Source organism: Streptomyces sp. NPDC033178 (genome assembly GCF_055577685.1).
The window spans coordinates 88082-112372 of sequence record NZ_JBVIPT010000017.1 but is presented as its reverse complement, the minus strand read 5'-3'; the positions used below and the strand labels follow the sequence as shown (position 1 = coordinate 112372).

Genomic DNA, 24291 nt, shown 5'->3' with positions numbered 1-24291 from the left:
TGTCAACCTTAGGTTGACAGTAAAGGGGTGTCAACCCTGAGTTGACACCCACCGTGCGGCCCCATCCCGACGCGCGACACGATCCAGGAATGACGCGTGACACGATCGAGGAATGAGCAGTACGCCCAGCGCCGTGGAGCGCGCCTTCGAGGCCGCCCTCTACGCCGATTCCGACGCGGCCCTCGACACCGGTGCCTCGCTCCTCGCCGCCGATCCCGCGTCCGACGCCGAACTGGCCCGCCGCGGCGAGGAGTTCGTCGAGGGAGCCTGGCGGCGCGGCTGGCAGCCCGCCGATGTCGTACGGATCGTGCGCCGCGAGCTGGACGACGTGCACGTACGCCTGGTGTCGGCGCTGATCCTCGACGAGAGCGGCCGCAGCCGGCAGCCCCGCGGCCCGCGCTGGACGGCACAGCTCGAAGAGCTGACCGCCGAGGCGGCCGGGACGAAGGCACCGCCCCGCACCGAACCCCGTAACGACCGCTTCTCGTACGCCACCGCCGTACTGGTCCTGTACCGGCTGCTGCTCCGCCTGCCCTCCATCGAGCCGCTGGACGTGGACGCACCCAAGGGGGCGGCCGGTGCCCCGAGGGACTCCCGCATGCTCACCCGTATCCGTGCGCTGCTCGCCAAGGCCGAGGCGACCGGGTTCCCGGAGGAGGCGGAGGCGCTGAGCGCCAAGGCGCAGGAGCTGATGGCGCGGCACAGCATCGACGAGGCGCTGCTGGCGGCCCGTACGCACGCCAGGGACGCGCCCGGCGCCTGCCGCATCGGCGTCGACCCGCCCTACGAGACGGCCAAGGCGGTACTCCTCGACGCGGTGTCCGGGGCCAACCGCTGCCGGGCCGTGTGGAATGAGGCCCTCGGCTTCTCGACCGTCGTCGGCTTCGAACCCGATCTGGAGGCCGTCGAACTCCTCTACACCTCGCTCCTCGTGCAGGCCACCGCCGCGATGACGAAGGCGGAGGCGGCACAGCGGGCGGGCGGCAGGAAGCGCACGAAGTCCTTCCGGCAGTCCTTCCTCGCCGCGTACGCCCATCGCATCGGCGACCGGCTGGCGGAGGCGGCGGAGGGGCAAGTGACGGCTTCCGAGGGGGAGTTGCTGCCGGTTCTGGCGGCCCGGGACGTGGCGGTCACGGACGAGACCGAGCGGATGTTCCCGGCGACCGTCACGACCAGGCTGCGCGGGGTGAACGACGCGGCCGGCTGGGAGGAAGGAGCCGCCGCGGCGGACCGCGCCCAGGTGAGGGCACGGCCGCCACTGCGGTGACCTGGACGGATCCGGGGCGGTGGTTCGGGGCCGGTGCCCCGGGAACGGTGCCCCGGGAACGGTGCCCCGGGAACGGTGCCCCGGGAACGGTGCCGCGGAAACGGTGCTCCGGGAACGGTGCCGCGGGAAGGTGCCCCGGGTCCGGTGGCTCAGTCTCCGGCGCGCTGGAGCGGGCCCACGGAGGCGTCCGGCTCGCTCTCGCTGCGCAGCGCGACCTCGCCGTACTTCCAGGGGAAGGACAGGTCGGTGCCCGCGCCGGGCAGACCGAACTTCACGGTCTTCACGGCGGCACCCTTCGTCGCGTCGCCCGCGGGCCCTCGTACGTACGTGATCGTGAAGGCGGTGGTCTCGTCCGGCTTGAGGGTCAGCTTCTCCGGCTGCGCGGACTCCTCCGGAGCGAGGGACCAGGTGGTGCCGCCCGCGGTCAGGTCGACGCGGGGGAAGCCCTCCAGGGTGCAGTCGCCGCCGGAGCGGTTGGTGAGGGTGACGGAGACACTCCCGGTGTCACCGGCGGCCGGGGCCTCGCTCGCGGCGACCTCCTGCCCGACCTGGTCGGCCCTGCACGCGGTGGAACCGGCGGGGGATGCCGAGCTGTCGGCCTTGCCCCCCTTGTCCCCGCTGCCGCCGTCGTCGCATGCGGTCAGGGTGAGGGCCGCCACGAGGGCGGCGAGTGCGGAGACGGCTATGGGTAGGGCGCGCATGGCTTACCTCTGACTTCCGGGACCTGCTTCTGGGTCCGGCTTGCGGGAACTTCCGGTGCATGGCGGTGCTCGTAGATCATCGGTCATCGGTCATCGGTCATCGGTCATGGGCCATCGCGCGGCGTACGCTGGCGCGGTGAGCTGGCGACGGGCGCTGAAGGACACTGCTCGCTCCGGCATCGCCGTGGAGAAGAAGCGGCTCGAACCGCTCATCGCGGTGCGCGGAGCCGCGGGACTCGCGATCGTCATCGCGCTGAGCCTGTGGCTCTTCGGCCCCGCGGCCGCCGCGAGTTCGGCGTTCGGCGCGTTCCAGGCGGCCATCGCGACGTTCCAGCGCAGCTGGCGCCCCCGCCCCGAACTGGCCATCGCCTCCGGTACGAGCCTCGCCGTGTCCACGTTCCTCGGCTACCTCACCATCTCCAAGGAGCCGCTCTTCCTCGCGCTGCTCGTGGTGTGGGCCTTCGCCGCCGGGATGAGCTGGGCCGCGGGCCCGACCATCGGCCTGATCGCCTCCTCGAACGTGGCGATCATGCTGGTGACGGTCACCCTGCCGACCTCCGTCGCCCAGGCCGCGGGCCACGCTGCGATGATGATCGTGGGCGGCCTGGTGCAGGCGGCGCTGATCGTCCTCTTCCCCGTACGACGCTGGGGTGCCCACCGCGACGCGCTCGCCGACGCGCTGGCCGCCGAGGCCGACTACGCGCGCCGGCTGCGCCACGACCCGGTCGCGTCCTTCGACCCGCAGCCCCTGATGGAGGCGCGCAACGCGGCCGCCGTCACCCCGCGCCAGGCCCGCCGCCGCCCCGCCGAACTCCACGGCGCCCGCGGCATCGCCGAACGCATCCGCCCGGTCCTCGCCTCCCTCGCCGACCCCGCGATGGGCGTCCCGGCCGAGGGCCCGGCCCGCGACCGCGTCCGCGAACTCCTCGCCTCCGCAGCCGCCCTCCTCGACGCCGCGGCCCACGCCATCCGCCACGGCGAGCCCGTCTCCGCCCCACCGGCAGCCCTTGCCACCTTCCGCACTCCGGACACCGGCAGCATCCTCACCGGAGCCTCCTACCGAGCGATGACCCGCCTCAACACCCTCCTCCAGGACGTGGTGGAAACAGCGGGCGGCACCCCACAGGAAGACACCCCGCAGAAAGCCGCCCCGCCAGGGGTGCGGGCAACGGCGCGCTCGGCCGAGAACGGCGGTCGTTCGACGCCGGGGCCGGCCCCCACCGACCCAGGGGCGCGAGGAACGGCGCCCTCGGCCGAGAACGGCGGCCGGCCGACATCGGACCGAGCCCCAACCGGCCCAGGGGCGCGGGGAACTGCGCGACCAGCCCCCACAACCCGCAGCCGGCCCACGACCCGCAGCCGCCCCACCTTTCTCGCCCTGATCCCCAAAGCCCTCAAAGCCATGCGCGGCGAACTCCACCGCGGCTCCCCCATCACCCGCCACGCCACCCGTGTGTCCGCGGTGGCGGCCACCGGCTACATCCTCGGCACGTTGCTCCCCCTGGGACACGGCTACTGGGCCCCACTGACCTCGGTCATGGTCATGCGCCCGGACTTCTCCCAGACATACAGCCGGGCCGTGGCCCGCCTCGCCGGCACGGTCATCGGCGTGGCCGTGGCCACGGGCGCGGTACAGGCGGCGTCCCCCGGCACGCTCCTCTCCGGCACACTCGCCGTGGCGAGCGCCGCGCTCATGTACCTCCTCATGCGCACGGGCCAGTTCGCGACCCAGGCCTGCATCGCCGCGTACGTCGTCTTCCTGCTCGGCATGGGCGGGGAGGAGTGGACCCAGACCGTGCCCGAACGCGTCCTGCTCACCCTCATGGGCGGATTCCTCGCGATGCTGGCGTACGCCGTCTACCCGGCCTGGGAGACCCCGCGACTGCGCACCCGCCTCGCGGACTGGCTGGCCGCGCAGGGCCCGTACGCCGCCGCGGTCTTCGGCTCCTACGCGGACCCGTCCGCGAGCAACGCCCCGGACGTCCGCGGGGCCCTGCTCACCGCCCGTACCGCCCGAGCGGCCTGGCACGCGGCGGTGGCCCGCGCCACCGCCGAACCGGTCCGCCACCGCGGCCTCTCCCGCACCGCGGCCGACGACGCCGAGGACGCGCTCGCCCAGCTGGGCCGCGTGGCCATGCTCCTGGAGGCCCACCTCCCGGAACGCGGCGCGACCCCCGTGCCGCCCGCCGCCCGCTTCGCCGACGCCCTGCGCGAGTCCACCCACCAGGGCGCGAAGGCCATCCGCGAACGCCGGGTCCCCACCTGGGACTCGGTACGCGCGGCCCTGGACGCCTGGGAGACCGAGGGCACCGACAAGGTCGTACGCAACACCGCGACCCTCGTCCTCGACACCCTCACCGAGCTCTCCGAAGCCCTCGACACGGCCGTACCACCCATGACGCTCGACGGAACGGCCCCCGAAAAGCCGGACGGGCCGCGAAACCCGAAGGATTCCGCGACCCGCTGACGTGAGCAGACGTGACGTGAGCAGACGTGACGCGAACAGACGTGACGCGAACAGATGTGACGTGAATCGGCGTGACGCGCGCCGGGCGTGACGTGAACCGGGTTCTCAGGACCCCAGGCTCGCCGTAGGCAGCCCGGACGGCATCTTCCCGCCCTCCGCCTTCGTATACGTTTCCTCGCCGAAACCCTCCCACGTGACCTTGAGCGTCGTGGAGTCGACCGAGTCGACCATGCCCTTGGCCCGGTCCTTGTTCCCGTCGGAGCACTTCAGCTCGATCATGCGCATGCCCGAGGTCTCACCGGCGGTGCCGCTGCACACGGACCCGCCCGTCGAGAACAGCCCGGCCTCCGCACCGGTGATCACCAGTGCAACGGCCTTGCCGCTCTTGGTGGCCAGCCAGCTGCCCTCCAGCGCCCCGACCTTGCCCTTGCTCCCGCCGGAATCGCCGGAACCACCGCCGGAACCACCTGTTCCGCCGCCGGTGTCGGTGTCGGCCGACCCGGTCGATGCCGTGCCGGTGGAGGAGGGGGAGTCGTCGCTCCCGCCGTCGTCACCGCTGCAGCCGGTCGTCAGGACGAGCGCGGCCGCCAGCCCCGCCGCCGCGGCCGCGATCCGCGCCTGCCCGCGCGAGATGGTCGCCGAAGTCACTGAAGCCCCCAAGGGTCTGGCCGGACGAGTCGCCGGTACCCGCCGGGTACCGCCGGTGGCGCCGATGCAACCGGGAACGACCGCCAGCAAGCTACCAGGCACCTCGTCCGGCACCTCGGGAAGCGCGCCCGCCCGACAGCGAAGCACGCTCGCCCGACAGCGAAGCAGGCCTGCCCGGCACCGGGGGAGCGTCGGCGCCTCCGCCGGAGTCCGCTACCAGGAGGACTTCCGGACCCCCGGCAGGAACCCCTTGTGCGCCTGGTCCCGCAGGTTCACCCGCGAGAGCCCGAACGTCCGCAGGTAGCCGCGCGGCCGCCCGTCCACACTGTCGCGGTTGCGTACGCGTGTGGCGCTCGCGTCACGCGGCTGCCGCTCCAGCTCACGCCGGGCGGCGGCCCGTTCGGCGTCCGTCGAGGACGGCCTGCGGACGATCTCCTTCAGCTCGGCCCGCCGCTGGGCGTACCGGGCGACGATCTCCTGCCGCTTCTCGTTCTTCGCGATCTTGCTCTTCTTGGCCATCAGACCCTCACCCCACGGGCCCGGATCCGGGCCACGGCGGCCTCGACACCGATGACGTCGACCGTCTTGATGCCCTTCGTGCTCAGCCTCAGCCGTACGTACCGGCCCTCGCCCGGCAGCCAGTACCGCTTGCTCTGGATGTTGGGGTCGAAGCGGCGCGACGTGCGCCGGTGCGAGTGGGAGATGGAGTTCCCGAAGCCCGGCTGGGCCCCGGTCAGCATGCAGTGCGCGGACATGTGAGTGACGTACCTCTCTGATTTCTCGTTATCGATAATGGGATCCGTTTTCATATACTAGCCACATGGCACGCAACGAACTCCGTCCGGTCATCAAGCTCCGGTCCACGGCCGGGACCGGCTACACGTACGTCACCCGCAAGAACCGCCGTAACGACCCCGACCGGATGACCCTGCGCAAGTACGACCCCGTCGCCGGCCGGCACGTCGACTTCCGAGAGGAGCGCTGAGCGTCATGCGCGAGGAAATCCACCCGGCGTACGGTCCCGTCGTCTTCCGGGACCGGGCCGCGAACCACGCCTTCCTGACCCGCTCGACCCTCGTCGCCGGGGCGGGCGGGAAGACGATCGAGTGGGAGGACGGCAACACCTACCCGGTCGTCGACGTCGAGATCTCGAACGTGAGCCACCCCTTCTACACGGGGACGGCCCGGGTCATGGACACGGCCGGCCGCGTGGAGCGCTTCGAGCGACGGTTCGGCAGGCGCGACGGCCGACGCACCGGCGAGCACGACGGTGAGCGCGGCGACCGGCGCGGCGACCGGCGCGACGAACAGCGCGGGGAGGGCTGATGCTGTCCGTCGCCATCGTGGGCGGGCTGCACGCCGATGCCCGCCGGGCGGCCGTGGACCGGCTGCTCGCCGAGGTGCCCGGGTCGGTGGCGCTCCACCACGACCTGGCAACGGCCGTACGGGGCACGGTGGTTCGCACCGTTCGCGACCGCACCGGCATCGTCTCCGCCGGTGAGGCGCCGCTCGTCAACGACTGCGCGTGCTGCGCCCTGCGCGAGGACCTGGTCCCCGAACTGGAGCGCCTCGCGGCGGACGGGCTGACCCGGCTCGCGGTCGTCGAGCTCTGGGACTCGGTCGAGCCGAAGGCGATGGCGGAGGTGGTGGCGAGTGCGGATCTCCGCCTGACCGGCGTCATCACGGCGGTCGATCCCGCCCTGGTGCTGCCCTACCTCGGCAACGGCGACGACCTCGCCGAAGCGGGCCTCGCCGCTGCCGCGAGCGACCAGCGCACGGTCGCCGACACCTTCGCCCGACAACTGGAGTACGCGCCCGTCCTGGCCGTCGCCACCTCGGAGGACGCCGACGACGAGGACCGCGCCCTCCTGGCCCAACTCCATCCGACGGCCCGCCAGGTCCCGATAGGCAACGGCGACCTGCCGGGCGGAGAGGACGGTGGCGAGGACCGCAACCGGGAGTCGTGGTTCGAGAGGCGACCGGCCGAGGGGGAGGGCCTCGCGGGACCGGCAGGACCGGTGGGATCGGCGGGACCGGTGGGATCGGCGGGACTGGTGGGATGGGCGGGACATGCCTCGGCGGGCTCGGAGCCCGGGCGGTCCGCGCTCGCGGAGGCCGTGTTCGGCGGATTCGACGTGGAGGCGGCCGCCGCCGCTCAGCATCCGGCCTGCGCGTTGTTGCCGGCCGAGGCGGACGAGTGCGGGGTCTCCACGCTCGTATGGCACCGGCGGCGGCCGTTCCACCCGGAGCGGCTGTACGCGGCGCTGGAGGATCTGTGCTGCGCGGCGGCGCGCAGCCGCGGGCGGTTCTGGCTCGCGGACCGGCCCGACACGCTGCTGCACTGGGACGCCGCGGGAGGCGCCCTGTGCGTGGAGAACGCCGGGCCCTGGCTGGCCTCCCTGCCCGACGCGGCCTGGGAGCTGGTGCCGCCGGTGCGCCGTGCCGCGGCCGCGCTCGACTGGCACCCGGAGCACGGCGACTGCTGCCAGCACCTCGTCTTCACGTCACCGGGCCTCGACCGCGACGGACTCGAACTGCTCCTGGAGTCCTGCCTGCTGACGGACGCGGAGTACGCGGCCGGCCGCACCGCCTGGAAACAGCTCCCGCCCGCCTTCGACTCCCTCCTGGAGGTCTGACCATGCCCCGCAAGCCCGACCGCAAGCCGTCGCCGCGCCCCAATCCGCTGGGCACGGCGAAGATCACGTACATCGACTACAAGGACACGGACCTCCTGAGGAAGTTCATCTCCGACCGGGGCAAGATCCGCAGCCGGCGGGTGACGCGGGTGACCGCCCAGCAGCAGCGTCTGCTGGCCCGCGCGATCAAGAACGCGCGCGAGATGGCTTTGCTTCCGTACTCGTCACGCTGAGCGCGACCGCCGGAAGCGCTTCGACCGCGGGCCGCCCGTGGCCGCTCGCGCAGTTCCCCGCGCCCCTCAGGAACGCCCCGTCCCGCCCATTCAATCTGTGGGCGGGACGGGGCGTTCTGGAACACAAAGGGCCCGGTACGCGTCCCTTACTCATGCGGGGGCAGGCGTTGGAACGATTCGGCCCGTGGGACCGTCAAACGTGTAACCGCAGGACCACCCCCCGTGCACGTGCATCTGCTCATGCAACTGCATGTGAAGAGCGGCTATGATCCGGGCAGTTGACCAACACTGCATCACTGGCAACAGACGCCAATGCACCACCGGGGAGCGACCTGTGGACCACGACGTGTACAACGGCATGGCTGCCACGGAGCTGCGCGGAGCGGCCTGGCAGAAGAGCAGGCACAGCAACTCGCAGGGCTCCTGCGTGGAGTTCGCCCGACTGCCGGGCGGCGAGGTGGCGGTGCGCAACTCGAACTTCCCCGACGGCCCCGCCCTCATCTACACGCCTGCCGAGATCGAGGCCATGCTCCTGGGCATCAAGGACGGCGAGTTCGACCACCTGATAGCGGGCTGACGGCGGGCCCGCGGCCGGCCGGTGGGGGCAACTCGCCCCGTTCGGGGGCGTTCACGGACCGTATGCGGTCGGTAACGCGCGTAGAACCGCGGCGCGAAAAAGCACCGCGGTTCCTCATGCGGAAGGGCCCAGCCGGAACAGCGCCCAGACGACCTTGCCGTCGAGCGTGCCGGCGAGCGGGTGCCACCCCCAGCCGTCGGCGAACGAGTCGACCAGGAACAGCCCGCGGCCCGACTCCGCCGAGAAGTCCTCGGAGTCGCCCGCGACCGGGCTGTCGTGACTGGGGTCGCGCACCGCGCACACGAGTCTCTCGGTCCACCGCATCAGGTGCAGCCGCACGGGCGCGTCCTGGTCGCAGGGGCGTGGGGTGTCCGCGGGCAGGGCGTGCCGCAGCGCGTTGGTGACGAGTTCCGAGACCACCAGACAGACGTCGTCGAAGCGGTTGCCGATGTCCCACTGGTCCAGCGTGCGGCGGGTGAACTGCCGCGCGTCGCGCACCGCTTCGTAGCGGGGCGGCAGGGCGCAGGAGGCGGCGTTGGACACGGACGCGGGGTCCAGTGGCGGAAGCCCCTGCCGTAACGGCTCGAGCATGGTCGATCCATTCGTCCCCATGCGAGGCACTCCCGGGGTTCGCGGTCGTTGCGATGCAGCGGTGGCGCGAGACCATCGTTCCGAATGCGTTCGGCAGATGCAAGGGCAGATGCACGTGCACGTGCCCGAATTGGACCTTCCCATACCGCTTCTTGGTCATTTTTTCCGCGGCCTTCTCGCCGCTTTTTTGTCTCTGGCTTGTCTTCTCCTTGCCGAATCCTGTGTGTCCCCGCTGAAACCTTGCCGTTTCTGTAATCGAACGAGTACTGCTTGGAGTGAATTAGTGGCAGACTGCGGCCCTTGAAGACGGGTTGGGGAGGCGGACGAACGTGAGCGCGCAGGAGTCGGGATCGGTGGTACGGCGCATGCTGCTCGGCTCACACCTGAGGCGGCTGCGCGAGTCGCGCGGCATCACCAGGGAAAAGGCCGGCTACTCGATCCGCGCCTCCGAATCGAAGATCAGCCGTATGGAGTTGGGCCGGGTGAGCTTCAAGACGAGAGACGTCGAGGATCTGCTGACGCTCTACGGGATCGCCGACGAGGCGGAGCGCACCTCCCTGCTCTCCCTCGCCAAGGAGGCCAACGTCGCGGGCTGGTGGCACAGTTACTCGGACGTCCTGCCCAGCTGGTTCCCGACGTACGTCGGCCTGGAGGGCGCCGCGTCCCTGATCCGCTCCTACGAGGTCCAGTTCGTGCACGGCCTGCTGCAGACCGAGGCGTACGCGCACGCGGTCGTGGCGCGGGGCATGAAGGGCGCGAGCGAGGCGGACATCGAGCGGCGCGTGGCGCTGCGCCTTGAGCGCCAGAAGTACCTGGTGTCGGAGAGCGCCCCGGACTTCCACGTCGTACTCGACGAGGCCGCGCTGCGACGCCCGTACGGCGACCGGGAGGTGATGCGGGGGCAGCTCCAGCACCTCATCGACATCTCCCAGCGTCCCAACGTGCGGCTGCAGGTCATGCCGTTCAGCTTCGGCGGGCACGCGGGCGAGAGCGGGGCCTTCACGGTGCTCAGCTTCCCCGAGTCCGACCTGTCCGACGTCGTGTACCTGGAGCAGCTCACCAGCGCGCTGTATCTGGACAAGCGCGAGGATGTCACCCAGTACGAGAAGGCGATGAAGGAGCTCCAGCAGGACAGTCCCGGTCCCGACGAGAGCCGTGACTTGCTCAGGGGTCTGCTGCAGCTCTCCTGAATCCCCTCTCCAACTCCCTTGAGACACCAGTACGATGACGTGTGATCAGACCGTGAAGATGATCGTTCGGGTGTCTGCTACGGCAGCAAGGGATTGAGGGATCACATGTCGTCCTACTTCACCGACCTGGCTCAGCAGTACATCGACGGCGAGTGGCGTCCCGGTACCGGCTCCTGGGACATCATCGACTTCAACCCGTACGACGGTGAGAAGCTCGCGTCGATCACGATAGCCACGGTCGACGAGGTGGATCAGGCCTACCGGGCCGCCGCCCGCGCCCAGAAGGAATGGGCCGCGACGAACCCGTACGCGCGTCGTGCGGTGTTCGAGAAGGCCCTGCGGATCATCGAGGAGCGCGAGCAGGAGATCGCCGAGGTGATCATCGCGGAGCTCGGCGGCACGCATCTGAAGGCCGGCTTCGAACTGCACCTCGCCAAGGAGTTCCTGCGCGAGTCGGTCAACCTGGCGCTGCGGCCCGAGGGCCGGATCATCCCCTCGCCGGTCGACGGCAAGGAGAACCGCCTCTACCTCGTGCCGGTCGGCGTCGTCGGTGTGATCAGCCCCTTCAACTTCCCGTTCCTGCTGTCGCTGAAGTCCGTCGCGCCCGCGCTGGCCCTCGGCAACGGCGTGGTCCTCAAGCCGCACCAGAACACCCCGATCGTGGGCGGTTCCCTGGTCGCGAAGATCTTCGAGGACGCGGGCCTGCCGGCCGGTCTGCTCAACGTCGTGATCACCGACATCGCGGAGATAGGCGACGCCTTCATCGAGCACCCGGTCCCGAAGGTCATCTCCTTCACCGGCTCCGACAAGGTCGGCCGCCACGTCGCCACCGTCTGCGCCGCGAACTTCAAGCGCTCCGTCCTCGAACTCGGCGGCAACAGCGCGCTGGTGGTCCTGGACGACGCGGACATCGACTACGCCGTGGACGCCGCGGTCTTCAGCCGGTACGTGCACCAGGGCCAGGTCTGCATGGCCGCGAACCGTGTCCTCGTGGACCGCTCGATCGAGGCCGAGTTCACCGAGAAGTTCGTCGCCAAGGTGAAGACGCTCAAGGTCGGCGACCCGAACGACCCGGCGACCGTCATCGGCCCGCTCATCAACTCCTCGCAGGCGGACGCCGTTTCGGGCGTCGTGGACCAGGCGATCGCCGAGGGCGCCACCGCCCTCGTGCACGGCACCGCCACCGACAACCTCGTCGAGCCGTCCGTGCTGACCGGCCTGCCCGCCGACTCCGCCATCCTCCGCCAGGAGATCTTCGGCCCCGTGGCGCTCCTCGTCCCGTTCGACGGCGAGGAGGAGGCCGTGCGGATCGTCAACGACACCCCGTACGGGCTGAGCGGCGCCGTGCACACCGCCGACGTCGAGCGCGGTGTCTCCTTCGCCAGGCAGATCGACACGGGCATGTTCCACGTGAACGACGGCACCGTGCACGACGAGCCGCTGGTCGACTTCGGCGGCGAGAAGTCCTCGGGCATCGGCCGGCTGAACGGCGAGTCGACGGTCGGCGCCTTCACCACCCAGAAGTGGATCTCGGTGCAGCACGGGCGCAGCTTCTTCCCGTTCTGACCTGCCAACTCCTTTACGGGGCGCCCCTGCCGACCGCGGCGAGGGCGCCCCGTACGGCGTCCCGGGGATGCGGGGCACCTGGTTCGGCTTCAGCGGCGGCTCAGCAGGTAGGCGTCCGGTCCGTACGCGGCGGCGATGTCCTGCGCCGGGATGCCGAGCATCGTGGAGAACGCCGTCACCACCGGCAGATGGGCCGCGCCGGGCTCGTCACCGGTGAGGAGGTCCCCGACCGCGTCCCGGAGCGCGGGGCTGCGGCGCAACTGGTCGACGGCCATCCTCGCCGTCTGCGCGGTGCCCGGCTCCTGACGGCTCAGCAGACGGTAGAGCGCCATCGCCACCCGCCCGGTCGCCGCTCCCGCTCCCGCGTGCTCCCGGGCGTACGCCTCGGCGGAGCCGTGCGCGGCGAGGCTCAGGGCGTCCTGGATGCCGAGGGTCGTGCCGGCCGCGAGGATCGGGTGGATGTGCCCGACCGCGTCGCCGACCAGCGCGAGCCTGCCCTGTCCGTAGTGCACACGGGGGCGAAAACCGGTCGCGGACCACGTCAGCCGGCCCGCCGCCAGGGCATCGGCCAGCGGCCGGCGCAGCACCTCCGGCATCAGCGGCACGAAATGACGGTGCAGATACGCGTGCAGCGCCGGCGGTCGCGGATGCGTCGGGGGTACGTCGAGGACCACCCGGATCGCGTCGGGAGCGATGGAGTAGATGGCCACACCGTGCCCGGGCACCTCGCTCGCGACCTGGAACAACTCGTAGACCGGCAGCCCCGGTCCTTCGAGCACGACACCGGCCGAGTGCGACACGACGGTCTGCGGGGTGTGCCCGAACAGCGCGCGGCGGACGCCGGACGAGCGGCCGTCCGCAGCCACCACGAGATCGGCGCGCAGCCGGGTCTCCTGCCCGTCGCGGGTCAGCCGGACCGTGCCGTCCGGTGTCGCCGAGGTGACGCGGGCGCACGTGAGCACCTCCACCCCGGGCCGTTCCACGACGCTGTCCCGCAGCGCGTCCACCAGCTCCGCGTGGGGCATGGACACGGCCCGCATGCCCCGCCGGTACGGCACCACGACCGGCTCGTGCCCCTCGTCGGCCAGGTGCATGCTGACGCCCGTACCCCTGACGTGGCCGCCCTCCGGAAGCGCGAGGCCCCAGCGCAGCAGCACGTCCGCCGCGGTCGGGTGCAGCCATTCCACGGCGAACGGCGAGGCGGGCCCCCGCTCCATGCGTTCGACCACCACGACCCGGGCACCGCGGTCGGCCAACGCGTGCGCGGCGGCGCAGCCGACCGGGCCGGCCCCCACGACGATCGCGTCCACGGAATCGCTCATGCCTGGCTCACATCCCGGGCTGGCGCCCTGTGTTGACGGTGCGTCACTGTTGGTGACCGATCGCCTACGGAACCTAACCCATGTCCGTTCTCCGCCCCGGCGGCGTACCACGATCGGGCGAGAAGGTCGCCGAGCCCGCGCGGCGCGGCGACGGGACCGGTAGGAAGGGGGCACCGTCGGGTGGCGCACCAGGCCGTTCCGAGCGCCGTGCAGGGTCGTTGAGAGAGTGCCGCACCAGGCCGGTCCGTGAGCCGGTCCGGGCCGACGGCGACCGCTTTTCCGACCTATCGCCAGGCGTGACGTGCGACGTGACGGCTGTGAAAGAAGGGTTCCTTGTCCCCCGTTCTCCCTCAGGCCGCCGCTCCCGACCCCACGTCGGACCCCGCCCCCGACATCGCCGCCGCCTACGCGTCCTGCCGGCGGCTGGTGAGGTCCTCCCGCTCCGTCGAGTACTCCGTCATGCAGCTCATGCCGGCCGCGCTGCGCCCCGCGTGCTGGGCCATGTACGCGGCCGCCGTGACGACCGACGCCCTCGTCGACGACGAGGAGGGCAGCCCGGCCGAGCGCGCCGCGAGACTGCAGGCCTGGGTGGACGCCCTGCGCGCGGAGCTCTCGGCGGCGGGGTCCTCGCCCGTGGGGCCGCCGGCCCCGGGGCCCTCACGCGCGGGGCTGTCCCACGGGCCCGGGGGTGACGGCCGCGATCGCGGGGATCCGGTCCACCGCGCCCTCGCGGACACCATCCGAACGTGGCAACTCGACGTCGAGACGTTGACGCCCGTCTTCACCGCCCTGCGCGAGGACGCCTCGGGCCGCCGCCCTCAGACCTGGCGCGAGTGGAGCCTGCGCACCCAGGCGGAGAACACCCCGTGGGCGATGTGGTGCCTGACTCTCCTGACCCGGGCCGGAGTTCCCACCACGGTCCGCCAGGAACACCTGGAGGCCATGCCCGCCTTCCTCGACGGCCTCTACCTCACCGACACCCTCACCGATCTGGCGTCCGACCTCGGCCGCGGCATCCTGACGCTCCCTGAGGAGGCCCTCGCGGCCCACGGGGTCCCCGAGGCCGACCTCCTCGCCCGACGCTGGACACCGCCCGTCGAGGCACTGATCGCCGGTCTGACGGAGCAGGCCCACGACTGGCTGGAACAGCCCGCGCTGCAACGGGGGGTGCACCCGGGGATGGCCGTCCTGCTCCGCACCTCCACCGACCTCTTCCGGGCCCGCGTCCGCACCGCCCGACGGCTCGGCCCCGCGCTGCTGCACCGCACCGCCGAACTCTCCCCGGCCGTACGGCTGCGGCTGCTCGCCCCCGCCCGTGTCCGTGCCGTACGCGCCTGGCGCCGGGCCGCGCTCGTGCAGCCGGCCGAGCCCGTGGTGGCCCTGCCCGAGCCCAGGCGCGAGGCCGACCCGGCGTTCCTCCCGCCGGTGCCGCCCCGCCCCCACCCGAGCGGGGAGTGCGCGCCGGACATCCCCGCGGAGCGGCTTCCGCGGCACGTGGGCGTCATCATGGACGGCAACGGCCGCTGGGCCACCCAGCAGGGACTGCCCCGCAGCGAGGGCCACCGCGTCGGCTCGGACGCCACCCGTGACGTCGTCCACGGGGCGCTGGAGCTCGGTCTGAGCCATCTGACGCTCTACGCGTTCTCCACCGAGAACTGGCGGCGCGACGCGAGCGAGGTCGCCCGGCTGTTCCGCACCATGCACGACACCCTGCGCGATTCGGACCTGCGCTCCCTCGACGTCCGGCTGCGCTGGGCGGGCAGTCCCGAGGGGCTCCCGGTCGACCTGGCCGACGCGCTGCGGCAGAGCGCGCGCGACAGCCGTCACCGGACCGGGCTGACGCTCACGCTGTGTGTCAACTACGGGGGCCGTGCCGAACTCGTCCAGGCCGCGGCGGGACTGGCCCGCGCGGCCGCGGCGGGCGAGTTGGACCCGGACCACATCGACGAACGCCTCCTCGCCGCCCACCTGCCGCACCCCCACCTTCCGGAGGTCGACCTGTTGTGGCGCACCGGCGGAGAACACCGGATCTCCAACTTCCTCCCCTGGCACCTCAGTTACAGCGAACTCCATTTCACCGACACGCTGTGGCCCGAGGTCGACCGCCGGGACCTGTGGCGGGCGGTCAGCACGTACACACAGCGCAGGCGACGGCACGGGGCCGCGCCGGTCGTGGAGGGCACGCGGGTCTGAAGAAGTCCCGGCTTTCTGCCCGAAATCCCGGCTCACATTGAGGACAGAACCTGACCGCAAGGGTCCGTAACTTGGTTGGTGTCAGCAGGCAAGAGGACCCGATGAGAGGCGGCCACCCATGGTCATGCACGTGCACGCGGAGGCCCACGGCGACGAGCGCGGGGCGCTGCTCGCCTTCCTGGACGAGCAGCGCGGGGGTATCCGCCGGACGTTGCTCGGCCTGACCGACGAGCAGGCCGCGACCCGCCCGAGCGCCAGCGAACTCTCGCTCTCCGGGTTGCTCAAGCACGTCGCCGAGACCGAGCAGGGCTGGCTGTCGCGGGCCCGGCAGGTGGCGCCGGACATCCAGCGCTCCGAGGAGAACTGGGGCGACAGCTTCCGGCTCGTCGGCGACGAGACCGTCGAGTCGATGCTCGCCCACTGGGACAAGATCGCCGGGCAGACCGAGGACTTCATCCGGTCCGTGCCCAGTCTGAACGACACCTTCCCGCTGCCCGACGAGCCCTGGTTCCCGGACGACGAGGCCGTGTCCATGCGCTGGGTGATGCTCCGTCTGATCGCGGAGATGGCCCGGCACGCAGGCCATGCCGACGTCATCCGCGAGTCCCTGGACGGGAAGACCGCCTTCGAGTTGGTCGCGCAGGAGCAGGGAGTCTCCTGGGGGTGAGTCCTGAGGGGGGCCTGGGGCGGGGCCTGGGGGTGAGGTGCCGCCCGGCCCGGGGGAGACGGGCCATACGCTGGCTCCATGTCAGCGATCCGTCTCCTCGTGCTCGGCGCCGTGCGCCAGCACGGCCGGGCCCACGGCTACCAGGTGCGCAACGACCTGGAGTACTGGGGCGCGCACGAGTGGTCCAACGCCAAGCCGGGCTCGATCTACCACGCGCTCAAGCAGATGGCGAAGCAGGGACTGCTGCTCGCCCACGAGATCGCGCCCTCCACGGCCGGCGGCCCGCCGCGCACGGAGTACGAGATCACGGAGGCGGGCACCGGGGAGTACCTCACGCTGCTGCGCCACTACCTCACCGCGTACGACCAGAAGCCGGACGTGCTCACCGCCGCCCTCGGTTTCATGGTCGACCTGGACCGCGAGGAGGTCCTCGAACTGCTTGAGGAGCGGGTGCGGGCCATCGAGGAGTGGCGCAAGGGCGTGACCGAGTACTACACGCCCGAGGAAGGCCCCGAACAGCTGGGCCACATCGGCGAGATCATGAACTTCTGGATCACCTCCGCGGACACCGGCGCCCAGTGGACCCGCGGCCTGATCGAGCGGATCAGGGGCGGCGCGTACGTCTTCTCCGGCGAGGGGGATCCGTTCGTGGGGGTGCTGGCGGACGACGACGAGAACCCGTACGCGACGGGGGAGCCTCATCCGGGGGACGCGCGCTGAGCGGGGCACTCGCGCGCTCGGCGAAGACACGGGCGCTCGGCGAAGGCACTCGCGCTCGTCAGGTTCGGAGAATTTTCGCTAATCAAGTTTGACTAAGTGCCCGGACGGGCATACGGTTCACCGGCACGCTGGTAGTCAAGTTTGATTACTCGAAAGTGAAGGGAGCCCGATGACCGACGTGATCGTCGTCGAGGGCGTACGGAAGAGGTACGGAGACAAGCACGCGCTGGACGGGCTCGACCTGAGCGTCGGGCGCGGCACGGTGCACGGAGTGCTCGGGCCGAACGGCGCGGGCAAGACGACCCTGGTCCGCATCCTGGCCACCCTGCTGCGGCCCGACGAGGGCCGAGTCGAGGTGGCGGGGCACGACGTGAGGACCGACGCGCACGAGGTGCGCTTCCGCATCGGACTGCTCGGCCAGCACGCGGCGCTCGACGAGGAGCTCGGCGGACGGCAGAACCTGGAGATGTTCGGCCGCCTCTACCACCTGGGTGCCCGCCGCGCGCGCGTGCGGGCCGACGAGCTCCTGGAGCGGTTCGGCCTGGCGGACACGGGCCGCAAGGCGGTCAAGCGGTTCAGCGGCGGAATGCGGCGCCGTCTCGACCTCGCCGCCTCGCTCATCACCGAACCGGAGGTGCTCTTCCTGGACGAGCCGACGACGGGCCTCGACCCGCGAGGCCGCGCGGAGGTGTGGGGCGCGGTGCGCTCCCTCGTCGGCGGCGGCACGACCGTGCTGCTCACCACGCAGTACCTGGAGGAGGCGGACCAGCTCGCCGACCGGATCTCGGTCGTCGACCGGGGCCAGGTCATCGCGGACGGCACGGCGGACGAGCTGAAGGCGAAGACGGGCGGCGACCGGATCGACGTCGTGCTGCACGACGCGGGCCAACTGGGCGCCGCCGTGGCCCTGTTGCCGTTCGACAAGGCCACCCTCTCCGTGGACACCGACCGCCGCCTCCTCAGCGCCCCGGTCACCGACCGCATGACGGCCCTCGCCGGGGCCGTACGCGCCCTGGAGGAGGCCGGGATAGAGGCCGAGGACATCGCACTGCGCCGGCCGACCCTGGACGAGGTCTTCCTGCACCTGACCGGCAAGACCGAGGAGGCCGCGTGAGTACGTCGTTGAGCTGGGCCGTCACCGACTCCTGGACCATGACCCGGCGCGAACTCGCCCACTGGGCACGGCAACCCGTCCAGGTCTTCGTGGGGCTGGCGTTCCCCGTGATGCTCCTGCTGATGTTCGGCTATCTGATGGGCGGCGGCAGCGGCATCTCGGGCGACTACCGCGAGTACCTGGTACCGGGCATGTTCGCGCTGACCATGGCCTTCGGCCTCGACGCCACCATGGTCGCGGTCACCCAGGACCTCAACAAGGGGGTCATCGACCGGTTCCGGTCGATGCCGATGGCCGTCGGCGCCGTGCTCGTGGGCCGTTCGGCCGCGGACATGCTGCAGTCGGCCCTCTCCCTGGTGGTCCTCGTCGGCGTCGGGCTCGCGGTCGGCTGGACCTGGCACGGCTCCTTCGCGGCCTTCCTGGGCGCGCTCGGCCTGCTGCTCCTGCTGCGGTTCGCGATGCTGTGGATGGGCATCCACCTGGCGATGGTGGCGGGCAAGCCGGAACTGGTGGTCACCGTGCAGATCCTGGTCTGGCCGGTGAGCTTCCTGTCCAACGCCTTCGCCACCCCCGAGTCCATGCCGGGCTGGCTGGGGGCGACCGTCGAGTGGAACCCCATGTCCGCCACGGCCACGGCGGTCCGTGACCTGTTCGGCAACGAGGGCGGCGCGGTGAGCACGTCCTGGGCGGCGGAACACGCCCAACTGCTGGCGGTGCTCTGGCCGCTGGCCCTGATCGCGGTGTTCTTCCCGCTGGCGGTACGGAGGTTCGGGGCGCTGAGCAGGTAGGGGGCTCCGGGCGGGGACCGGTACGGGGTGGCCGCCGGGCCGCCGGGCGGGCCAGGTGTCGGTACGGACCAGGCATCGGTACGGGCCGGTCCCGGCGCGGGTCGGCCACCCCCGCGGCGAAGTCGACGGGACGAAATGGGAACCCGATCGCGGCGAGCGGTGTACCAGAAGCAGACGCTGCGCGGGGAGCGCGTCGGGGCATCGGTTCGTCGCTGATCGGGGGATTCCATGGGGTTGTCGGGGCTGAGGAGGAGGGCTGCCGCGGTTCTGGCCGCGGTGCTCGGGGTGTCGGCGTTGCTGGGGGCCTGCGCCGAGGCCGAGCCGGGAGGGGGCGGTTCGTCGGGGGCCGCGAGGTCTTCGCCCGCCGGGGCCTCGTCGGCGGGGACCTCGGGCGCTACGGCCGGTCCGGCGGGATCCGGGGTGACGCCTCCCCGGATCCCGTCGGCACCCGAACTGCCCGGCAGTCCGTCGGGCGTCGACTTCGCGGCGGACGGCAGCGGCTTCGCGCTCTTCGCGCACTGCGGCGAGAAGCGCTGCCGGCAGAGCGTGGCCGTACTGGACAGGGGAGCGGACGCCTGGCGCCCGGTGCGCTCACCGTTGCCGGACGTGACGGGCGATCTCGGTATCACGGTGGGGCTCACCGGACTGGGCCCCGGCCGCGCGCTGATCACCGAGGGCGTCTGGCCGCCGACGTACCGGACCTGGTTCACGGCCGACGGCGGCCGCACCTGGCGGACGGGCTCGGAGAAACCCTCGGGGACGATCCCGGTGGTGCCCGAGGGAGGCGCTCTGGTCCAGGACTGCGTGAAGGTGCTGGACGACAACAGCTACTGCGAGCGGTCCCGACTGCTCGTCGTTCTGCCCGACACGGGTGAGTTCCGCGTGCTGGCCACGCAGCCGCCGCTGGAAGGCGTGGTGAGCCCGGCGGGGGAGGTCGCCCTCACGGGCGGAGCCGCGAACCCGCCAGAGGGGACAGACGTGCTCTTCGCCGCGGCCGACGACCCGCGAACGGGCCGGCCCGGGCTAGCCGCCAGTGAGGACCGGGGACGCACGTGGAGGAGGGCCCCGCTCCCGGGCGCCGACCGGGCATCACACGTGCGCGTGACAGAGGCGGACGGCACGCTGTATGCCCTGGAGACGGGCCAGTTGCCCGAGGACGACACCGTGAAGAACGGCCTGCGGGCCATCCACCGCAGCACCGACGCCGGCCACACCTGGCAGCGCGTCTGGAGGCACCGAAAAGGCGTGGAGCCCCGCTCCAGCCTCGGCGACCTGGTGGCCGCCGCCGACGGCAGCCTCACCGTCCACGGCGAGGACGGCGTCTGGCGCAGCACCGACGGCGGCCGCACCTTCCAGCGGGGCAGCGGCGGGCGAGGCATCTCGGGCTCCGTCTCCGCGACGCCGCTGGGCCACCTGTGGACCGACAGCTTCGGCGCCGGGGCCTTCCGGATATCCGCCGACGGCATCCACTGGCACCGGTTCGAACTGGGGGACGGCGACTGACCGGAGGCGGCGGAGGCAACGGAGGTGATGGAGGCAGCCGCGGGGCCAGTGCCGGAAGGGACGACCGTGCCGGGAAGGGCGGCTCAGTGGTGGAAGCCGGTCGCCGCCCCCTTGTCCCGGGTCAGCGGATGCTGCTGCCGGCGCAGTTCGGGCAGCAGACGGCCCAGGTCCTCCACGAACAGCTCGGCGAGGTCGGACGAGAACCCGTTGCGGCACACCACCCGCAGCACGGACAGGTCCTCCCGGTTCTCGGGGAAGGTGTACGCCGGCAGCAGCCAGCCACGCTCCCGCATGCGCCGGGACACGTCGAAGACGTCGTACGCGGTGATGCCCGGAGCCGTTGTGAAGGCGAACACCGGCAACTGGTCGCCCCGGGTGAGGAGCCGGAAGTCGCCGAGCGCCTCGACCCGCTCGGCGAGCCCCAGGGCGACGTCCCGCGTCGTCTGCTGAACAGCCCGGTAGCCCTCGCGGCCCAGCCGCAGGAAGGTGTAGTACTGCGCCACGACCTGCGCCCCCGGCCGGGAGAAGTTGAGCGCGAAGGTCGGCATGTCACCGCCCAGGTAGTTGACCCGGAAGACCAGCTCCTCCGGCAGCTCGGCGGCCGAGCGCCACAGCGCCCAGCCGACACCCGGATAGACCAGGCCGTACTTGTGTCCCGAGGTGTTGATGGAGGAGACGCGCGGCAGCCGGAAGTCCCAGACCAGGTCCTCGTCGAGGAAGGGAGCGACCATCGCGCCGGACGCGCCGTCGACGTGGACGGGGATGTCCAGACCCGTGCGCGACTGCAACTCGTCCAGGGCGGCGCAGAGTTCGGCGATCGGCTCGTACGACCCGTCGAAGGTGGAGCCGAGGATGCCGACGACGCCGATGGTGTTCTCGTCGCACAGCTCGGCGGCGGCCTGCGGGTCGAGGTGGAACCGGTCGCCCTCCATGGGCACCTGGCGGGCCTCGACCTCCCAGAAATTGCAGAACTTGTCCCAGCAGACCTGGACGTTGACGCCCATGACGAGATTGGGGCGGGCCCCCGGATACCGGTCGGCGTTGCGCTTGGTCCAGCGGCGTTTGAGCGCCATGCCCGCGAGCATGCACGCCTCGCTGGACCCCGTCGTCGAACAGCCCACGGCGGCGGACGGATCGGGTGCGTTCCACAGATCGGCGAGCATCGCCACACACCGCCGCTCCAGCTCGGCCGTGCGCGGATACTCGTCCTTGTCGATCATGTTCTTGTCGCTGCACTCGGTCATCAGCACCCCGGCCTGGGGTTCCATCCAGGTGGTGACGAAGGTGGCGAGGTTGAGGCGGGAGTTGCCGTCCAGCATCAGCTCGTCGTGCACCAGCTGATACGCGGTGGAGGGCGGCAGCGGCCCGTCCGGCAGCCGGTGCTGGGGCGGGGCCTCGGTCATGCCGCCGACCGGATTTGCCTGCCCGTAGAAGGGGTTGACGGTCGCGGGACGCTCGTCGGGCTGCTCGGGGCCGGTGTGCAGCGGCATGGGTCCTCCGGTCGGTGAGGTCGGGCCTCCATGGTGGGCCAGCACCTCGTCATAAGCGGGTAAAACCGGCATGGCACCCGGTGGATTCGGGTCCGGCGGATTCGGCCGGTGGATTCCGGCTTGCACCTCACGTGACGTGAGGCCTCAGCCTGAGACGCGTACCGAAAAGGAGGGAGCGGAGACGATGAGCTACTCCGTGGGACAGGTCGCCGGTTTCGCCGGGGTGACGGTGCGGACGCTGCACCACTACGACGAGATCGGGCTGCTCGTGCCGAGCGAGCGCAGCCACGCGGGCCACCGGCGCTACGGCGACGAGGACCTCGACCGGCTGCAGCAGATCCTGTTCTACCGGGAGCTGGGCTTTCCGCTCGACGAGGTCGCGGCCCTGCTCGACGACCCGGAGACGGACCCGCGCGCGCATCTGCGCCGCCAGCACGAGCTGCTGACCGCCCGGATCGAGAAGCTGCAGAAGATGGCCGCGGCCGTGGAGCACGCAATGGAGGCACGCACGATGGGCATCAACCTCACACCCGAGGAGAAGTTCGAGGTCTTCGGCGACAAGGACCCCGAGGAGCACGCGGAGGAGGCCGAGCGCCGCTGGGGCGGCACGGAGGCGTACGCGGAGTCGCAGCGCCGGGCCGCCCGCTACACCAAGGACGACTGGAAGCGCATGCAGGCCGAGGTCGCCTCCTGGGGCGAGCGCTACGACGCCCTCATGGAGGCCGGCGAGCCCGCCACGGGGGAGCGGGCCATGGACATGGCCGAGGAACACCGGCAGCACATCAGCCAGTGGTTCTACGACTGCTCGTACGAGATCCACCGGGGCCTCGGCGAGATGTACATGTCGGACGAGCGGTTCAAGGAGTTCTACGACTCCATGCGTCCGGGGCTCGCCGAACACCTGAGGGACGCGATCACGGCGAACGCGGCACGGCACGGGACCTGACGGCGCGGGCGGCAAGAGGTCCGAGGCGATCGGCGGCTGCCTGCCGACGGAGGGCGGTAAGGGGCGTTCGCAGTGGCGGGTGCCCCTTACCCCCGTACCGCCGTCGCCCTATTCCTTGACCATCACCACAGCCGTGCCGTACGCGCACACCTCCGTCCCGACGTCCGACGCCTCGGTCACGTCGAAGCGGAACGCCAACACGCCGTTGGCGCCCCGCGCGCGTGCCTGCTCGACGAGCCGTTCCATCGCCTGGTTTCGGGTCTCCACCAGCGTCTTGGTGAGGCCCTTGAGCTCGCCGCCGATCATCGACTTCAGACCCGCGCCGATCTGGCTGCCCAGATGCCTGGAGCGCACGGTCAGCCCGAAGACCTCACCGACGACCTGCTCGACCCGGTAGCCGGGCACGTCGTTCGTCGTCACGACCAGTACGTCGGGCTGGGGTCCCTGACCGCCGCCGTATTCTTCGATTCCCATGGCTCACAGCTTTGTCCCAGTCGGGGCACAGTGCATCCTGTAGGAGTCGGTGGAACCTGGTCACGTCATGCTGCGTTGATAACTTTGGTCGGCCACATCCTCGGCTGCCGCATATCCACCACCCTTCAGGAGTCCGGAATCGTGACGACGACGCTTGCCCTCGGCCCAAGCTGGTTGGATCCGGACTACCTTCTCGACTCGTTCGGCATCTGGGGCCTGCTCCTGATCGTCTTCGCCGAGTCCGGCCTGCTCATCGGCTTCTTCCTGCCGGGTGACTCCCTGTTGTTCACGGCGGGTCTGCTGATCACGTCGAACCAGCTGGACTTCCCGCTGTGGGCCGCCATCATCCTGATCTGCATCGCCGCGATCCTCGGCGACCAGGCGGGTTACATGTTCGGCAAGAAGGTCGGCCCGTCGCTCTTCACCCGGCCGGACTCGCGCCTCTTCAAACAGGAGAACGTGGTCAAGGCCCACGAGTTCTTCGAGAAGTACGGCCCCAAGTCCCTGGTCCTGGCCCGCTTCGTGCCCATCGTGCGTACGTTCACGCCGATCATCGCCGGCGTCAGCGGCATGAAGTACCGCTCGTTCCTGATCTTCAACGTGATCGGCGGCATCCTCTGGGGCGCGGGCGTCACACTGCTCGGCTCCTGGCTCGGCCAGATCGACTTCGTGAAGAAGAACATCGAGCCGATCCTGCTGCTGATCGTCTTCATCTCGGTGGTCCCGATCATCATCGAGTTCATGCGGGCCCGCAGTAAGTCCAAGAAGAACCCGCAGCAGCCCCCGGCGGCCCACATGCCCCCGGCGGCCCCCGCCATGGACGACCGGACGACCCAGCTCCGCCGCATCCCCCCGGCCCACGAGAACGGCCAGGACGACTACTACGGCAACGGCGGCCAGAACAACGGCCAGAACCAGCAGTACCAACAGCAGCCCTACACCCCGGACCAGGGCTACGACCAGAACTACGGCGGCTACCCCCAGGACCAGTACGCCCAGCAGTACCCCCAGAACTACCCGCCCCAGAACCAGCAGCAGTACCCCCAGGCCCCGTACCCCCAGGACCAGAACCAGGGTCAGCAGTACCCCCAGGGTCAGCAGTACCCCCAGGACCAGGGCCACCCGTACGGCCAGAACTACCCGCAGAACTGACCGACTGAGGCCATCTGACCCGCGCCCCTCCAGGGGCGCGGGGAAC

General features: G+C 71.2%; 25 protein-coding genes. 17 read left to right on the top strand and 8 right to left on the bottom strand.

Features of this window, described 5'->3' with window-relative positions; translation table 11 throughout:
* Positions 1–112 precede the first annotated feature (112 nt).
* Complete coding sequence (locus tag ACZ5VQ_RS35435; protein WP_469108517.1) at positions 113–1267, top strand: DUF2786 domain-containing protein; 1155 nt, start codon at positions 113–115, stop codon at positions 1265–1267.
* A 149-nt stretch (positions 1268–1416) separates the two neighbouring features.
* On the opposite strand, the gene ACZ5VQ_RS35430 is transcribed toward ACZ5VQ_RS35435, so the two are convergent.
* Entirely contained in the window at positions 1417–1968 is a 552-nt protein-coding gene (locus tag ACZ5VQ_RS35430; RefSeq protein WP_469108516.1) for a DUF4232 domain-containing protein, read from the bottom strand.
* Positions 1969–2104: 136 nt separating this feature from the next.
* Here ACZ5VQ_RS35430 and ACZ5VQ_RS35425 point away from each other — a divergent pair, with 136 nt between their 5' ends.
* Positions 2105–4435: an FUSC family protein gene (locus ACZ5VQ_RS35425; RefSeq protein ID WP_469108515.1), complete on the top strand. Its 2331-nt coding sequence runs from the start codon at positions 2105–2107 to the stop codon at positions 4433–4435.
* Positions 4436–4540: 105 nt separating this feature from the next.
* Here the strand turns inward: ACZ5VQ_RS35425 and ACZ5VQ_RS35420 are convergent, their stop codons facing one another.
* The 3 genes from ACZ5VQ_RS35420 to rpmB all read right to left on the bottom strand — a co-directional run bounded on the left by ACZ5VQ_RS35420 (position 4541) and on the right by rpmB (position 5838).
* Complete coding sequence (locus ACZ5VQ_RS35420) at positions 4541–5083, bottom strand: hypothetical protein (protein WP_469108514.1); 543 nt, start codon at positions 5081–5083, stop codon at positions 4541–4543.
* 213 nt (positions 5084–5296) lie between these two features.
* Positions 5297–5602 (bottom strand): 30S ribosomal protein S14, encoded by a 306-nt coding sequence (gene rpsN / locus ACZ5VQ_RS35415; RefSeq protein WP_362079862.1) that lies wholly within the window; start codon positions 5600–5602, stop codon positions 5297–5299.
* On the bottom strand, positions 5602–5838 hold the full coding sequence (gene rpmB, locus ACZ5VQ_RS35410; protein WP_143640365.1) for a 50S ribosomal protein L28: 237 nt from the start codon (positions 5836–5838) through the stop codon (positions 5602–5604). Before rpmB ends, rpsN begins: the two co-directional genes overlap by 1 nt.
* Positions 5839–5903: 65 nt before the next feature.
* On the opposite strand from rpmB, the gene rpmG reads away from it, so the two are divergent.
* From rpmG to ACZ5VQ_RS35385, 5 genes are all read left to right on the top strand, one after another.
* Positions 5904–6068 carry a 50S ribosomal protein L33 gene (rpmG, locus tag ACZ5VQ_RS35405; RefSeq protein WP_030573688.1) on the top strand — a complete coding sequence of 55 codons (165 nt, stop codon included), beginning with the start codon at positions 5904–5906 and terminating at the stop codon, positions 6066–6068.
* Positions 6069–6073: 5 nt separating this feature from the next.
* On the top strand, positions 6074–6409 hold the full coding sequence (locus ACZ5VQ_RS35400; RefSeq protein ID WP_469108513.1) for a type B 50S ribosomal protein L31: 336 nt from the start codon (positions 6074–6076) through the stop codon (positions 6407–6409).
* Positions 6409–7719, top strand: coding sequence for a GTP-binding protein (locus tag ACZ5VQ_RS35395; RefSeq protein WP_469108512.1), 1311 nt, complete (start codon positions 6409–6411; stop codon positions 7717–7719). Before ACZ5VQ_RS35400 ends, ACZ5VQ_RS35395 begins: the two co-directional genes overlap by 1 nt.
* A 2-nt stretch (positions 7720–7721) precedes the next feature.
* Positions 7722–7952 carry a 30S ribosomal protein S18 gene (gene rpsR / locus ACZ5VQ_RS35390; RefSeq protein WP_469108511.1) on the top strand — a complete coding sequence of 77 codons (231 nt, stop codon included), beginning with the start codon at positions 7722–7724 and terminating at the stop codon, positions 7950–7952.
* 358 nt (positions 7953–8310) lie between these two features.
* Complete coding sequence (locus ACZ5VQ_RS35385; protein WP_200401720.1) at positions 8311–8529, top strand: DUF397 domain-containing protein; 219 nt, start codon at positions 8311–8313, stop codon at positions 8527–8529.
* Positions 8530–8643: 114 nt separating this feature from the next.
* On the opposite strand, the gene ACZ5VQ_RS35380 is transcribed toward ACZ5VQ_RS35385, so the two are convergent.
* Positions 8644–9120, bottom strand: coding sequence for an ATP-binding protein (locus ACZ5VQ_RS35380; RefSeq protein ID WP_362079875.1), 477 nt, complete (start codon positions 9118–9120; stop codon positions 8644–8646).
* 365 nt (positions 9121–9485) lie between these two features.
* Between ACZ5VQ_RS35380 and ACZ5VQ_RS35375 the strand changes: the two genes are divergently transcribed.
* Positions 9486–10310: a helix-turn-helix domain-containing protein gene (locus ACZ5VQ_RS35375; protein WP_189843317.1), complete on the top strand. Its 825-nt coding sequence runs from the start codon at positions 9486–9488 to the stop codon at positions 10308–10310.
* 105 nt (positions 10311–10415) lie between these two features.
* A complete protein-coding gene (locus tag ACZ5VQ_RS35370; RefSeq protein WP_469108510.1) occupies positions 10416–11876 on the top strand; it encodes an aldehyde dehydrogenase family protein in 1461 nt (486 codons plus the stop codon).
* 89 nt (positions 11877–11965) lie between these two features.
* On the opposite strand, the gene ACZ5VQ_RS35365 is transcribed toward ACZ5VQ_RS35370, so the two are convergent.
* Positions 11966–13198, bottom strand: coding sequence for an FAD-dependent oxidoreductase (locus tag ACZ5VQ_RS35365; RefSeq protein WP_469108509.1), 1233 nt, complete (start codon positions 13196–13198; stop codon positions 11966–11968).
* A 333-nt stretch (positions 13199–13531) separates the two neighbouring features.
* Between ACZ5VQ_RS35365 and uppS the strand changes: the two genes are divergently transcribed.
* The 6 genes from uppS to ACZ5VQ_RS35335 all read left to right on the top strand — a co-directional run bounded on the left by uppS (position 13532) and on the right by ACZ5VQ_RS35335 (position 20183).
* Positions 13532–15391, top strand: a complete 1860-nt coding sequence (uppS, locus tag ACZ5VQ_RS35360; RefSeq protein ID WP_469108508.1) for a polyprenyl diphosphate synthase — start codon at positions 13532–13534, stop codon at positions 15389–15391.
* Between the two features lie 118 nt (positions 15392–15509).
* Entirely contained in the window at positions 15510–16058 is a 549-nt protein-coding gene (locus ACZ5VQ_RS35355) for a DinB family protein (RefSeq protein WP_469108507.1), read from the top strand.
* A 78-nt stretch (positions 16059–16136) separates the two neighbouring features.
* Complete coding sequence (locus ACZ5VQ_RS35350) at positions 16137–16778, top strand: PadR family transcriptional regulator (protein ID WP_469108506.1); 642 nt, start codon at positions 16137–16139, stop codon at positions 16776–16778.
* 169 nt (positions 16779–16947) lie between these two features.
* A complete protein-coding gene (locus ACZ5VQ_RS35345) occupies positions 16948–17892 on the top strand; it encodes an ATP-binding cassette domain-containing protein (protein WP_469108505.1) in 945 nt (314 codons plus the stop codon).
* Between the two features lie 38 nt (positions 17893–17930).
* Positions 17931–18680, top strand: coding sequence for an ABC transporter permease (locus tag ACZ5VQ_RS35340; RefSeq protein ID WP_469108623.1), 750 nt, complete (start codon positions 17931–17933; stop codon positions 18678–18680).
* Between the two features lie 420 nt (positions 18681–19100).
* Complete coding sequence (locus ACZ5VQ_RS35335) at positions 19101–20183, top strand: WD40/YVTN/BNR-like repeat-containing protein (protein ID WP_469108504.1); 1083 nt, start codon at positions 19101–19103, stop codon at positions 20181–20183.
* Between the two features lie 83 nt (positions 20184–20266).
* Here the strand turns inward: ACZ5VQ_RS35335 and ACZ5VQ_RS35330 are convergent, their stop codons facing one another.
* Entirely contained in the window at positions 20267–21673 is a 1407-nt protein-coding gene (locus ACZ5VQ_RS35330) for a glutamate decarboxylase (protein ID WP_469108503.1), read from the bottom strand.
* Positions 21674–21857: 184 nt separating this feature from the next.
* Here ACZ5VQ_RS35330 and ACZ5VQ_RS35325 point away from each other — a divergent pair, with 184 nt between their 5' ends.
* A complete protein-coding gene (locus ACZ5VQ_RS35325; RefSeq protein WP_469108502.1) occupies positions 21858–22619 on the top strand; it encodes a MerR family transcriptional regulator in 762 nt (253 codons plus the stop codon).
* Between the two features lie 108 nt (positions 22620–22727).
* On the opposite strand, the gene ACZ5VQ_RS35320 is transcribed toward ACZ5VQ_RS35325, so the two are convergent.
* Entirely contained in the window at positions 22728–23093 is a 366-nt protein-coding gene (locus ACZ5VQ_RS35320; RefSeq protein WP_055610766.1) for a YbjQ family protein, read from the bottom strand.
* Positions 23094–23234: 141 nt separating this feature from the next.
* On the opposite strand from ACZ5VQ_RS35320, the gene ACZ5VQ_RS35315 reads away from it, so the two are divergent.
* Positions 23235–24245: a DedA family protein gene (locus ACZ5VQ_RS35315; protein WP_469108501.1), complete on the top strand. Its 1011-nt coding sequence runs from the start codon at positions 23235–23237 to the stop codon at positions 24243–24245.
* The last annotated feature ends 46 nt before the right edge of the window (positions 24246–24291 follow it).